This window comes from Paenibacillus solani (assembly GCF_050475945.1).
In the GTDB taxonomy this organism is placed as follows: domain Bacteria; phylum Bacillota; class Bacilli; order Paenibacillales; family Paenibacillaceae; genus Paenibacillus_AQ; species Paenibacillus_AQ solani_A.
The window spans coordinates 1-14,183 of the sequence record NZ_JBCMXJ010000028.1 but is presented as its reverse complement, the minus strand read 5'-3'; the positions used below and the strand labels follow the sequence as shown (position 1 = coordinate 14,183).

Sequence of the window (14,183 nt, the reverse complement as noted above, 5' to 3'; positions counted from 1 at the left end):
GTGCAAGTAGAAACGGTTAAAAAATAAACGCCCATCTACTAACGCAGTGGGCGGTGAGAATTTACGAGTCCTATTTGTTCATTGGGTTTTCGCAGCGTTGGTTTGCAACACCGCAAGAAGTCTTACAAGCAGACTGACAAGATGTCTGGCATGCGCCGCATCCGCCGTATTTTGCAGTATCAATCAGTTTGCGGGTACTCAGTGTTACGATTCTTTTCATCATGAATAACTCCTCTACCATTTCATTAGTTCAACAATGAACATGGTAGCAATAACTTCGGATCTCCTACAATCAAATAGATCACACTAGATCAGCTGAAAGAGCTGATTGGTTTTTATCTTACATAAAATACGCGCGTTCTTTTCTTGTTAATCAATCACGTTAACGAATCTTACACTCCTAATTATGACTAAGATCATTTAAATTCAGGACCTTGGAATGTTTTCCAGTTACTTGTATTTGGGTATAATCTGTTTAGCAAATAATGGAGTGATATAAATGCCCAAAATCCAGGTTCCACCCGAGTTGCTGATTCAAGTCGCTGAGAAGTTCCGTTTACAGTCCCTGCAAATGGGATGGAGGATAAGTTCACTTGACCATCAAATGAATACCATGCTGATGTGGGAGGGAACGACGCGGCAGCGTTTTTTTGAAGACTTTCATAAAGCCCGCAGCGAAATGAACCTGACGATTGAATATATGAATTCAATTAGTGATGAATTAAAACGCATTGCTTATCGATTTATATTAGTAGATGAAGAGCTATTGCCTCTTGCACTGGTAGGCAGAACAGAGGAACCCAAGACTTGGCTTGAAAAGGCCTGGGGCAGCTTGAAAAAAATAGGAAACGGAATAATGGATGCTTCCAATGAGAGATATGATAAACGGTATTCTTCGGTGTGGGGCTTTTTGGATTACTGGACAGCTGGCATACCCAAAGGCGCTTACCAAGGTTATGTGGAAAGAGCTGATAAGCTGTTTGATTCCCCGAATGACTTCGCCAACGGCATGACCTTTGGAATACATGGAACCATTAGAGAAGCCATTTTTCCTACAAAGGCTTGGTCTACAGAACATGTAGCTAGTATCATAGGAGCAGCAGGAATTGCTACGGGTGCAACAGTACCTCTTATGAAACCGAAAGATATATTGAGTCCAAAGGTTAAGTATGAAGTTAGAAAAGGTAATGATGGACTGAAGCATGATGCGGGGGGAGATGGAGGGGGAGCGCCGAAGGCTGATGGGCCAAAAAAAGCTGAGCCAATAAAAGAAGTTGAAATTGTTGATCACAATGGAAAACCAATTGGAGAATTTGACGAGATTGACTTGGAAAATGGTATTTTCTATGAAGATAAAGCAGCTAAGGGACTTGATGTCATCAATCCTAAAACTGGACTACCTGCTCAAACACCTCAGCAATTTACGGATAAGCAAATCTTGGGTAAAACAAGAAAAAGAATAAATAATATTGCAGAAGCAACAGCTACACGAGCTACTAAGGATGGAACTTCGGATGTACCTTCGTTAGATCAAATAAAAGACATCCGTAAATTCATATTTAGATTAGATGGAGATACTCCTGAATTAAGGCAAGCTGTAGAGAATAGCTTGAAACAATTAAGAAAAGAATTTCCTGGTTATATTTTTGATGCATTGTTTGGAGGGGGAAAGTAATGTCAATTAGTGCAATGGTTTTAGATGCAAAGGATGAATTTGAAGAGAAGTTCTTTATCCCTGTTGCTGCTGAATCTTTCTTCAATGAATGTTGGGAGCCAGCAATCGAAAAATTAGGGTTAAAATGGACTAAAGTATTTTCCGTTGGGATCGATTTAGTTGAAGATGATTTTCCATTTGTTTTAGAAGAATTATCAAAAATAAAAGAGTGGGCGAAGGAGAACTTACCAGAGGAAAAGAAGCTGAAAATTATTGAAAGAATCGAATTAATTGAAACTGAAGTACCCATTGCTTTTAGTCATCGAGATGGAATAGTAATTTTTATTGGGTAATATATCTAGGAGGCTATATTTACAATCGTAATAACAATATCGTACAATACAGGCTACAAAACCAAACACTTGATAAACTTTCAAAAGCTCTTTCAGACTTGAACCATGAGTATGAATGAGCTTTTTTGCATGCCATTCAAGCTGCTCTTCTAGTGGGGGAAGATCCATTTTTATTGCGATTGATAGTAAAGAATCGGAGAATCTGAGACAAGCTGGGTAGGGTGAGTTCTGAATTCAACATTATGTGGAGGCAATACATATGTACAAAGAATTAGATACTCTATTATCTGCTGATACAACAATAGATTCTTGGTACGATGATGGCTGTGTCATTGCAAACGAGATCCTTGCAGAATTTAGTTCAAGTGACTGGGATGAATTATCTAATTAAGTACTAAGTAAACCAGTAGAATGGCAAAGAAAATTAGCCTATTGTTTAACGTTTCATGAACAATAACTGCTACTGGATGCCCATAATTAGAATATATTTGTATAAGGACCATTTCCCTCGTAACTTTTACGTAAGTTATAGCGTTTTAAATTATTGAATGGGATATTATAGTATACTTTGTTTAACCTAAAAAACTCACTATTCAATTAAAGGACCCCTATTAATCTTTTGAATTGATTAGTTCAAGTAATAGGGTATTTTCCTGTGATTCCTTTTCATAGATGGAAAATCATATTGTAACCTTGTCTTTCAGTTAGAAGTCTAGTAATACTTAAATTAAAACCGAGGTGTAAAATGAAGAAATTTATAATTATGCTACTGTTTAGTGCACTGCTACTCTTTCTAATTCCCATGCACACTCAAGCAGCTACAAATCAAACAAAAATTATTTTAGATGGCCAAGAGCTAGTGTTACCTAATTCTGTAGAAGTCGTTAATGTACGAAACAACATTATGATTCCAATTCGAGTAGTCGCTGAGAATTTAGAGTTCGATGTGAACTGGGACCAAAAAACACAAAATGTGCATATTCAACAAGGTTCTAATGCAATATCATTGACCGTTGGTAAAGAAGAGGCACTAGTTGAAAACAACACCGTGATGCTTAACATTGCTCCTCAAATGATTAAGAATACGGTTGTCGTTCCCTTACGTTTTGTTAGTGAAGAAATGGGGCTGAAAGTTGGCTGGAATAACAAAGACAAGATTGTTACTTTATCTAGCAATACATCCCTTCCATCAGAGCCCTCTAATGGGAGTGGGATGGAAGCAACCACTAATCTAGTTCATGAAATAAATTATGCAAATAACCAGCTTATCGTTTCATTAGACCATGAAGTTACTCCAGTCATAACAACACTTCAAAACCCTGAACGAATCGTCGTGGATTTTCCATCTACCAACTTGGGTGATATGGGACAAGCACTCTCTGGCGGAGCCATGGGGAGGTTGGATACGAGTAACTCTCCCAATATTACCGATATACGCTATTCTCTTTTCAAAAATGACCCTGCTCAAGTTCGAATCGTGATTGAATTAAATAATGTTAGTTCGGTTAATTATGAGCAACAGACCATCGCCGGCAAATTCATCCTTGATCTGAGTATGGTAAACGATCCTGTACCTGCAACTCCTGTCAGCAGTGGCAAAAAAATAGTCGTTATTGATCCGGGACATGGCGGAAGTGATCCAGGTACTATAAGTTTCACCAAAAAACCTGAGAAGATTTTTGCTCTTGCTTTAGGTCTTAAAGTACAGGCTCTCTTGCAAAAAGAATCTGGTATAGAAGTGATTATGACTCGTGAAACGGATATCTACCCTACACGATCGGAACGAGTGAAACTTGCTAATGATCTAAAGGCAGATGTGTTTGTATCTATACACGGGAACAGCGTAACCGCTGCCCCTCAAATATCGGGAACTGAAACATATTATTATCAACGTGAAAGTAGTAAAGAACTAGCAAACCTCATTCATAAAAGATTGATCGCGGCCTTGGGATTTATAGATCGTGGAGTTAAGAACGGAAACTACCAGGTCATCCGAGAAACCACAATGTCTGCGGTACTCTTGGAAGTCGGATTCTTAAGTAACAAGTCTGAGGAGGAGGCTATGATGTCAGAAACCAATCAAAATAAAGCGGCGCAAGCCATTGTTGATGGAATAAAAGAATATCTGAAATTATAGAACAGCGAATAATTTAAGAGGATGTGCTTCTATGAAAAAAGGAATCTATCTGGCTATCGCAATTTGTGCCATAAGCATACTAGTGGTGGGTTGTGGTAGCAAACCTAATTCTTCTGGTCCAGTGCAGGGTTCTGATCCTGCAACTACTACACCAGCGCCAATAACTAACCCGAACGAGGAGAATGAGGAGTCTCAAGAAATTGAGGTTTTTTACGCGGACGATCAGTTATTACAACTAGAACAAAGTAGGAAGGAAATTACATTCGAAGATGACCCTGACAAATACAGTAAGACCTACGCAGCCCTTCAAAACAGTGATCAACCAGAACTGATTCCTTTGTGGAATAACATTGATTTACTTTCAGCTAGTTTTGATCAAGGAAAGTTGACATTAGATGTACATATTCCGGATGAAGCAAGATTAGGAGCTGGAGGAGAGACTTTAGCCCTCGATGCCCTGAGAGAAACATTTTTTCAATTTGATGAAGTAACCAGTATTGATCTGCTTGTTGACGGAAATGCAGCTGAAAGTTTAATGGGCCATGCGGAATTAGAACATCCACTAACCCGTGAATAGAGCAATGGAAAACAGCCGAATCTCTATTAGAATCGGCTGTTTTTTCTTCAAGATTTATTTTTGTTCTAAAAAATAGTCAACCGTTGTGCATGATGGCACTGAAAAGGTAATGGTGGATCCAACCCACCTTTTAGATAGGCGACCCAACAATGTGGCCAATTTCTTCAACCACCCCCAAAGCCTACGCTAACCGTAGTCTCTTTGGGGGCAGCCCTGTTTACCTCACATACAACTCCAATATTCTCTCCCTACAGCTTACTTCCTACTTGGCAGCAATTTATTCAATAGAATCGCTGCAAGCGAAGCAGCCAGAATCGGCGAGCCGAGCAAATACTGCACGAATGTAGGCAGGGTGTATAAGAAGTCTTTCGGAATGAGCACTAACGCTAACGTCAAAATCATCGGGATGGCGATGATGTACATTTCTTTTTCAGTGATTTGTACGTTCTTCATAACCTGGATCCCGTTAATCGAGATGATCCCGCAGACGATAGCGAATACACCGCCGATGACGGCCGTTGGGATGGAAGAGATCAGTGCAGCCAATTTGCCTGAACAGCCGAAGAGGACAAACCATCCGCCTACGGCAAGAAAGACTCGACGACTGGCTATCCCCGTGATGGAGATAATGCCTGCATTGGTGGAATAGCCGGTGACCGGTGTTGAACCGAGTACAGAAGCAATCAGGCAGCTTATCCCTTCACCAATGACCCCCCGGTTAATATTCTTATCCGTCAGTGGTTTATCAATGACGTTGCTGATGGCAAACCATGTACCTGTTGTTTCCGCGAGCAGTACGAGATAGATAATGACCATGGTGATGATCGCCGAGAAGTCGAACGAAAAGCCAAAATCTTTAAAAGGAATATGCGGCATGCTGAACCACTTGGCGTTCGCAACAGCGCTGAAGTCTAGCACACCCATAAAGTTGGCCGAGATACATCCGATGATCAATGCGATCATAACGGATGTAATTCGGAATATCGCTCCTCGCGTACCGAACAAAGAACCCAAGATGACGAACAGGATCAGTGCAGCTGCGGAGATTAGAGCTAACAGCACATTCTGGTTAATCGTCGCATCCGTAGCACCGTAAATATTGTCCCGAATGGCAACAGGCAATAACGATAGGCCGACAATGAAAATGATGGTGCCCCCGACAATGGGTGGGATGAAGGAGGTAACGATTTTATTGAAGATCCCCGTATATCCCAAAATAACGACGAGAACCGCGCCAATCAAGCTCGCGCCCAGTACGGAGTTCCATCCGAGTTCCCCGCCGCCGCTGGCGGCATAAATCGCGACAATAGCGCCGAGCGGAACATAGGAAGGACCCTGCGCCATCGGCAGCTTCATACAGAAATACGTTTGTACAATCGTGGCAAGCCCGGCCGCAATAAATGTGGACTGAATTAATGCACTGGACTGATTGGGCGACAAGCCGATTAACATCGCAATCAGAAAAGGAACGACATATACGTCCATCGCTATAACATGCTGTAAACCCAGAATGGCGGATTTTCCGAAGGATAGCTTGTCGTCCGGTTGAACCGTTAGATGTGGTGAATTGGTTTGCACGTGATCTTGATTGTCTGCTTGTGTTTTCACTCCGATGTACACCTCGAATGTTTGGATTAATTGCTATATGTTAACGTGTGTGAACCTGTACTCCTTGTACCCAAACCTCGCGAATATGTTCAGGTCTTGCCAAATACATAATCTTCTGAAAAATATCTAGTACATCTTCAAACTCATCAAAAATCGGCAGCTTGGCGGACGGAAGTTTCGTATCAATCACCTGGACATCCCACACATAACCTGCTTGAATGCGACCGATTGGCAAGCTCAGGCTTTCACCGCCCCCGGCTGTAGCCAGGTAGAATGCCTCATTAATCGTAATGCGTGACTCTGGCACGCCTCGTTCTTTCGCAGGAAGGGAGGTGTTCACGCCGTCTTCCAGCATTCTCGAAGAGATCACGGCTTGTCTTATATTATCGAAGAGACTAGGCGAGAAGCCTCCGGATATATCAGAGCCTAGGCCGATCTCGACATTTTTGTCGTGGAAGCGGGCAACCGGAATGACGCTATTGGCAAAATAGGCGTTAGATATCGGGCAATGCGCAATTGCGGTGCCAGTATCAGCGAATAATTCAACATCCTGATCATCGAGAAAATTACAATGAGCCATAACCGATTTATCCCGCAGCAGGCCAAAATCATGCAGGGCAAACGCATCATTCTTCTGGAATCGATCCTGTACATAACCATGTGCCCAATCGCTTTCGCTGCAGTGGGACTGCACATACGTATCGTATTTAGCCGCCAGCTCGCCTAAACCTTTCAGCCCCTCATCGGTACAGCTAGGGATGAAGCGTGGTGTAACGACGGGAAATACGCCTTGTTTCGTAGTTTTGGCCAATTCCTGGACAGCAATAATAAATTCTTCTGTATCGGCTAGTGCCGTGGATGTATCCGCATCGCGGTAATATTCCGGATTCTGCTCTGGATCATCCATGACGACTTTTCCAACAAGTCCTCGCTGGCCTTTGCTTGCGCAGATTTGAGCTAACAGCAAGCTGGCTTCCTTATGCACCGTGGCAAAATAAAGGGCTGTCGTTGTTCCGTTCGCGAGCAGGGTGCTTACTACATCCTCGTAGACCTTTTGTGCGAATTCAAGATCTGAGAACTTCGACTCCAGCGGGAAGGTGTAGGTATTAAGCCAATCATAGAGTGGAATGTCCAATGCCGTTCCGGATTGAGCCCATTGCGGGGCATGAACATGCAAGTCAACAAAACCAGGCAAGAAATACTGCCCTTCTGCTAATCGGTGAAAGCTGTCGCTGCCTTGGTAAGCATCCAGCAGGTGTTGATAGTCGGCCTCTTCCGGAGCCACAATTCGCTCAATTATGCCATCTGCATTGATGCAGTATAGATAGTCTTTCAATACTTGAATTTCAGTCGGAGATTTGCTCGAAAAAGAAGTCCCTTGAAATAATAACATATATTTACTCATGGTTACCGCCTTAATGTTCGTTTTTTGAAGTGTAGTTGTAATTATAGACGCTCAAAAAAGATAAGTCCATACCCTAAAGGCGAATAGAAACAATCGCTAAGTCAGAAACATCCATTATTCACAATGACGATACAAAAAAACTAGCAGAAGCATAACAGCTCCTACTAGTTTTTCATATCTATATAAATTGTTATCTCTTTAATATGTAGTCCCTAGTTCATATCTTTAGGATGGATAAGATCTTGTTTATTAATATCCCCGTTTAACCAATTAGAAATTAGGTTTTGTGTGTACTCTAAATCTTCCGAATCAATGTCGTAGTACCAAGTTGAGCCTCTCATTTTCCCATTGCCTTGTAACATATAACTCTCAAAATCAGGTAGTGTATCATTTAAATACATCGTTTCAGCCAATTCTAATACAAGATTAGCATCCATATTTGTGGAAAAGTTGGAACCAACAATCTCGATCAATTCAGGAACTTTGGTAATATTTTTTAATTCCAAAACCTTCTCCATAAAGGCTTTTATAAAAATTCGTTGACGCTCCGTACGTTTAAAATCAGAGTCCTCACGGTAACGGACGTAACTTAAAGCCTCTGGACCAGAATATATCGGTTTATTGGGTTCGATCCTTAATTTTTCATGAAGCGGATTTTTATTCTCTATTAATTTGGTTATTGGAAGCTTTACTCCTCCCACGGCGTCTACGACGTCTATAACTCCATTAAAGTTCACAGTCCCGTAAAAATCGACTTTATTATTTAGTAGGTTCTCAACCGTGTCTATACTCATTTTCTCTCCTCCATGAGCATAAGCAGAGTTGACCTTAGATGTTACATCTCTACCAATAATGTCTGTATACGTGTCTCGGGGAATGGATACTAATAATGCTTTATTATCTTTGGGGCGGATTACAGAATATATTATAGTATCGGATCTACTAGGCTCATTATCGCGCTGATCAACCCCAAGCAGAAGTAAGGAAAAAGGCTCACCCTTTAAAGCTGGTGTATCTTCTTTTTCATAACCTACTGGTTTGTAAGACTTGTCTAATGTGGTTTTAACATCTTTTTTTAGCAGCGTATTAAAGGCAAACAACGATAGTTCTTTCCTGAAGAGAAACCCGGCACCAGCTATGATTAGGACTATGAGTGATATACTAATCCATTTCTTTTTATTGCTTTTACTGCTTTTTTTACTTCTTCTAAGTCTCCTTGCCTCCATGAAACATACAACTCCTCAAAAAAATAATGGTATACAAGAATCGGACAGCGGGTATTACGAAGAATGTTATTTCCCCCTAGTAATCCTCTCTATTTACATTATTCGATTTATTAGGAGCTTACTCTCTTGGTTCTATCCCTATTTTAGGGTAATTACCAAAAAAATCAACAAGCTTTAACATTTGATGACCTATCCACCTATTTACTGATTATAGTTGGTTGTCACTGCAAGGTAATCGAACAAGAACATATATTGAAGGGAATGTTTACGGTGGAAGGCTATGCTGTGCAGATGATACAGAGGAGGCGGTCAGCATGGTACAGCTTGGAGGGGGCCTTCTATCGTGCTAACGTTTCGTCTTATTTGAGGATCAGCATGTGATTCTCTACACCATAATAGGCGTCACACCACATCTTATTCACCCGTCGTACGGATTTATTAATGAAAGGCAATTTCGATGGGCCCGTGAGAACCATTATAAAGTAATCAACTGGAATGGGGATTCGCTTAGACCCCAGATGTGCGGCTTCCCAGATTATAAGTTCCCGTGGGATAAGTAAAGCCTGGCAAAGCCATCAAAATGAAGACATATGAAGACCTGCCTGCGGGAAATCACGAGCACCGCAAGACGGGATTGCGGTACTGCGGATACCCGGTTTGCGGATCTGTTGCGGTGAAATAACGCAATATGATTGTGGGATTACGTATATGGGTTTTCGGTGTAAAACTGGAAAAAATAGCTTAAGATTAGATCAAGGAAAACAACGAGAGACAAACGGCAACAGAGGAGAACAAGAAACAAGAACAAGAAACAAGAACAAGTCGAGCAGGCTGATCCGCCTGAAAGGAGATGAGAAAGTGTTGAAGCTATCATTCGGAAATGGAGTTACCCTGGCTTACTTTGAACATCATCCTACACGATTATTTACCGCAAGCGACCAACTTGACTGCCGATATGTCAGAGCTTACCTCAAGCAGCAAGGGGCAACGGTTGCTCAATATGTGGAACCGAACCTTTCGAATATATATGATGCCGCAGAGGACTTAATTGCACTCGGAAATGATCGGATCGCACTTTACATCACCGCAGCGAACCTTCGGTTATGCGACAGACTAACCACGGTGCTAAAGGAGCTGGATGACAGCATTCACATCGTATGGTTTGGGGGATATGTCTCAGTCAAGGGAAAAGAGCAGTTAGAGCGGACACAAGCTGACGGTATCATCCATCAGGAGCCTGAACAAGTCATATATGCATTAGCCGAATCGGAGCCGGAAGAGTGGGGCGATATCGCAGGATTTCTTGGCAGGAACGAGGCTGCTGGAAATCTGGACGCGATGGAGGCATCTCATTCACCTTCCTTATACGAACTCGATCAATACGAGGGCATTTGGGAGGAAGCGGCTCAAGCAAGACAGACCCCGATCCTTACCGTCAAGTGTGCGGATACTCTGGGGCGGGACAGTGGAAGAGGCGGGCTGCGAATTCATTCGCCTGGCAGATTCCAGCAGGATCTGGAGCTGGCCATCCAGGCAGCTACTCGAACCGCAGGATCCAAAGCGACGCTTCAGATTGTAGGATTCCATCTGCTTCATGACCGATCCGTAAGAAGCGAAATTCTTGAAGCTATGGAGCGGGTGAAAGGGAGTATCGGCTTTCAGGTCGAGGTGGAATATGAATGGTTGGTGAAGGAAGGGATATGGCAGCAGCTTCTGCTAGCTGGAATTACAGAGATCGCTATCCGAATCCCGCTGCTCATGACTGAGCAGCAGGCCGAGGAAGGAATTTCACTGGGGGATACGCTTCAAGATTCCCAAGTGCCGGATCAGAGACTAAACGTAACGGTGAAACTGACTGACTATGCTGCATCTCATGACCTTACCGCTGATTCCCAGCATACCGCAAGGCTGTTGTCAGCCTGGACAGCTAACAACATTATTGATGCTAATCATGTCCGGATCGAGCCGGATCAGCCAGGCCGGGAGCAAGAACGAGTGATTTTACCCGAACCAATACGTTCTTATTTACTGAAGTATGCTGCCGATGAGCCGCAACCGGCGCTGATGAATGGATATATAGCATTTATGACAGGACATTATCCTGGTTCATCGACAGGCGGATGCGTGAAGCATATCGGATATACAGAGGGAACCTGGAATCCATCCTCGGTTCATCGCTTGGGGGAGTATTCCGGAGTAAATAGTGCACTCTTATTTGAACATAACCAAGTAAATAGGGAAGAAAAGAATGGTATAGTCTACGCTGACCAAGACGAGGTGTGGAAGCAGCACAATGAGCTGTTCGATGAGCTCGTGCAGACTGCAGAGCAACAACAATACTATTTGTCCAATGCACACCAGATTGTACCTCTTGAGGAATGTACATATGAGCTGCAGATGAATGATTTTCTTCACATCGAGCCTATGCACATTCGCAGAATGGATTATATGAAAGCTGCTCAATCAGAGCCGAATGGCGACGAGGTCGGGCTGCAGTTTCTGGAAATAACTTCAGAGGAAGATTTGGAGCTGTTTCTGAACGATGTGGATCATTTTAGCCGCCAGGGAAAATTTAAGCACGGCTTCGAGATCCAGTCGTATATCGTCGACAGCTGCCGCTGGTCAGGAGCACATCATTGCAGGGCAAGGGAGCTGCCAAGGATGTTCGTGGATGGTCAGGACCAAATCTCGGCGTGCCGAGGCTGTTCATCCATCGGTGATATGTACGATTCGCTCGATAGTTTGCTGACACAAGTATCTGTGGCTAGTGATCAGGAGCAGCTGCTCAGGGGCTGCCAAACCTGTGACATCCGTGATACCTGCTCGAAGTGCAGCTTCTTGCCAAGCTATATGAATCGTCAGCAATACTGCGATTTACGTAGGAAACATGTCATGCTTCATCGGTATATGCAAATGGTGCAATTATTCAAGGTCTTAAGGAAATATACACAAGCCCTCCAGGGAATCGGCATTCAGGACATCAAGGTGTCATTACCAACCGTAACGCATCTGTGGCCGAAACATAGCGGGGTGGAGGGAGCAGCCAACTCTTCGGTGCAAGATACTGTGTTTCTGTTCTACATGCAGGATCAGCCGATGCTGTTCCACTCCGTGAATCAAAAAATATTGAAGCTCAATGAACTAACCGCGCTCATTCTGGAAGGGTACATGGCCGGAGCGGATGAAGTGGAGCTAATCCGGTACATTACCGAGAAATACCATGTTGAAACCGAGTATGCAGCATCAGCTGTATCACAGGCCGAGGCAATGTTTGCACGGGAAGGCTGTTTGAAGAAAATGTCGGCTAAAGCCGGTTGAAAGGAAGGAGTTGCCCTATGTTAACCACAAGCGCAGTGTCTTCGTATCCAATGGTCCATCCCTTAAAGGATGTGCGAGTGGGAGAGGAAATAACGCCGCTCGCGGTCGGAGATGGAATCTATGTGCAGGATATGAATGGAAAAACGTATATAGACGGAATTAGCGGGCTATGGAATATATCGCTGGGGTACCAACACCCGGATATTCGGCAAGCTATTGTGGACCAACTGGATGCGATTCCATATGTCAATCCTGTAGATCAGAGCAATCCGACAACGCTGGAGTTCGCCGAAACATTGCTCAGCATTACTCCACCACATCTATCAAAGGTCGCTTATACCTGCACGGGTTCCGAATCAGTGGAACTGGCAATCAAACTCATACGCAAATATTATTCTCTGCGCAACCAGCCGGGCAAAACCTTGATTGTTGTTATGGATAAATCCTATCACGGCAGCTATTACGGCTCGATGAGTGCAAGTGGAATCGATCAGGAAATTTCTGAGAGCTACGGACCCAAAGTGCCGGGGTTCCACTTCCATCCCGTACCGGTGTGCAGCCATTGCACCCCAGGTCATATATCGGATGAATGCCTCGACCAGAAAATACTGCAGCTGGAGCAGCTCTTCGAACAGAAAGGGTCTGAAATTGCCGGCATCCTGTTAGAGCCTATCATTGGTTCTGGTGGAATTATACCCTTGCCTGACCGGTATCTCCACAAGGTTCAGGAATTGTGCCGGAAGCACGATACATTGCTGGTATTTGATGAAGTTGCGACCGGGATGGGGCGTACAGGTAAGATGTTTGGCTTCGAGCATAGCGGTGTCGTTCCCGACATTCTATGTCTGTCCAAAGGGATTAACAGCGGATATTTACCGCTGGGAGCAACCTTGTTCAGCGATTCGATTCAGCAAGCTTTTGCTTCTGCCGGATCACATATAGAGCATCTATCTACACAAAACGGTAATCCGATCGCGTGTGCTGCTGGTATGGCAACCGTGAAAGTGCTTCAGCAGCCGGGAATGCTGGAATCCATTGAACGAAAGGGAATGCAGCTTCGTCAGTCTCTTGAGCAAGCCTTAGGTAACCACCCGTTATTTCTGGAGGTCCGAGGTAAAGGGCTCATGATAGGGGTAGCTCTGACGGCAGACAAGGAAACAGGGGCATGCCTTCCGCCCGAAAGACTTGCAGAACTTGTGAGCAAGCTGAAACGCCGGGGACTCATCGTATATCCTTTTAACACTCCGGATTTAACAACAGGATTTCATCTATTCCCGCCATTTATCATTCAAGAGCATGAGGTGGAGAAGATGGTGCAGTTAATCAAAAAGGTGCTTGAAGGGAGGTGATTATGGATGAAACATAATCTCTCCAGCAAGATAAATGAACTCCAAGGCTATCTGGTTCCCCAATGGTTGAAAGCCTGGTTTAACAAGCAGGATAGACATTATTAATCATATTCACAAATTTTCTGTAAGGAGGTGATCAGCAGCATGGTGAAACTTATTCCAATTATGTTCCCTATTCTTCCAATCATCCCGATTATCTTCCTGTAAGTCACCCTTAGCGAACATCAGGCAATTCTTATAGATTCCTTTAGAAAATTCACTGAAAGGGAGGTGAACGAAATGTCAGCATACTGGCCGATTGTGGGACCGATCATTATCATCCTTCCAATTGTTAAACCGATTGTTTCCCTGCTCTAATAAAGCGTGGTTACCATACACTTCATGCAAAGGAGGTGAACTGACATGCAAAAGAAACTGTCCTTGCAATTCGAAGAAATGGAAGCTGTGGCGGCCCCGGGTTGGCTGGAAGTCGCAATTATTGCAGGAGCCGCCTTCGGAACTGCTGTAGCATTGACATAATTCTCAGACAACTGAGTTTTAAATAGTATGAATTAAA

11 protein-coding genes are annotated in these 14,183 nt (G+C 43.5%); 7 read left to right on the top strand and 4 right to left on the bottom strand.

From position 1 onward, the window contains the following. Positions 1-70 precede the first annotated feature (70 nt). Positions 71-220: a six-cysteine ranthipeptide SCIFF gene (scfA, locus tag ABEQ74_RS28970; protein WP_082341518.1), complete on the bottom strand. Its 150-nt coding sequence runs from the start codon at positions 218-220 to the stop codon at positions 71-73. Between the two features lie 279 nt (positions 221-499). Here scfA and ABEQ74_RS28965 point away from each other — a divergent pair, with 279 nt between their 5' ends. From ABEQ74_RS28965 to ABEQ74_RS28945, 5 genes are all read left to right on the top strand, one after another. Beyond that, positions 500-1,675, top strand: coding sequence for a WXG100 family type VII secretion target (locus tag ABEQ74_RS28965; protein ID WP_430125656.1), 1,176 nt, complete (start codon positions 500-502; stop codon positions 1,673-1,675). Further along, a complete protein-coding gene (locus tag ABEQ74_RS28960; protein ID WP_430125654.1) occupies positions 1,675-2,007 on the top strand; it encodes a hypothetical protein in 333 nt (110 codons plus the stop codon). The genes ABEQ74_RS28965 and ABEQ74_RS28960 overlap by 1 nt, the downstream gene beginning before the upstream one ends. A gap of 259 nt (positions 2,008-2,266) precedes the next feature. Further along, entirely contained in the window at positions 2,267-2,398 is a 132-nt protein-coding gene (locus ABEQ74_RS28955) for a hypothetical protein (RefSeq protein WP_430125653.1), read from the top strand. A 354-nt stretch (positions 2,399-2,752) separates the two neighbouring features. Then, positions 2,753-4,144 carry an N-acetylmuramoyl-L-alanine amidase gene (locus ABEQ74_RS28950; RefSeq protein WP_430125652.1) on the top strand — a complete coding sequence of 464 codons (1,392 nt, stop codon included), beginning with the start codon at positions 2,753-2,755 and terminating at the stop codon, positions 4,142-4,144. Positions 4,145-4,175: 31 nt separating this feature from the next. Beyond that, positions 4,176-4,721 (top strand): GerMN domain-containing protein, encoded by a 546-nt coding sequence (locus ABEQ74_RS28945; protein WP_430125651.1) that lies wholly within the window; start codon positions 4,176-4,178, stop codon positions 4,719-4,721. Between the two features lie 255 nt (positions 4,722-4,976). Here the strand turns inward: ABEQ74_RS28945 and ABEQ74_RS28940 are convergent, their stop codons facing one another. From ABEQ74_RS28940 to ABEQ74_RS28930, 3 genes are all read right to left on the bottom strand, one after another. After that, positions 4,977-6,329, bottom strand: coding sequence for a uracil-xanthine permease family protein (locus ABEQ74_RS28940; RefSeq protein ID WP_430125650.1), 1,353 nt, complete (start codon positions 6,327-6,329; stop codon positions 4,977-4,979). A 40-nt stretch (positions 6,330-6,369) separates the two neighbouring features. After that, on the bottom strand, positions 6,370-7,734 hold the full coding sequence (gene guaD / locus ABEQ74_RS28935) for a guanine deaminase (RefSeq protein WP_430125649.1): 1,365 nt from the start codon (positions 7,732-7,734) through the stop codon (positions 6,370-6,372). A gap of 212 nt (positions 7,735-7,946) precedes the next feature. Next, on the bottom strand, positions 7,947-8,960 hold the full coding sequence (locus ABEQ74_RS28930) for an LCP family protein (protein WP_430125648.1): 1,014 nt from the start codon (positions 8,958-8,960) through the stop codon (positions 7,947-7,949). An 858-nt stretch (positions 8,961-9,818) separates the two neighbouring features. Between ABEQ74_RS28930 and ABEQ74_RS28925 the strand changes: the two genes are divergently transcribed. Both ABEQ74_RS28925 and mpaD read left to right on the top strand, forming a co-directional pair. Next, complete coding sequence (locus tag ABEQ74_RS28925; RefSeq protein WP_430125647.1) at positions 9,819-12,278, top strand: hypothetical protein; 2,460 nt, start codon at positions 9,819-9,821, stop codon at positions 12,276-12,278. Positions 12,279-12,295: 17 nt separating this feature from the next. Further along, positions 12,296-13,627, top strand: a complete 1,332-nt coding sequence (mpaD, locus tag ABEQ74_RS28920) for a daptide-type RiPP biosynthesis aminotransferase (RefSeq protein ID WP_430125646.1) — start codon at positions 12,296-12,298, stop codon at positions 13,625-13,627. The last annotated feature ends 556 nt before the right edge of the window (positions 13,628-14,183 follow it).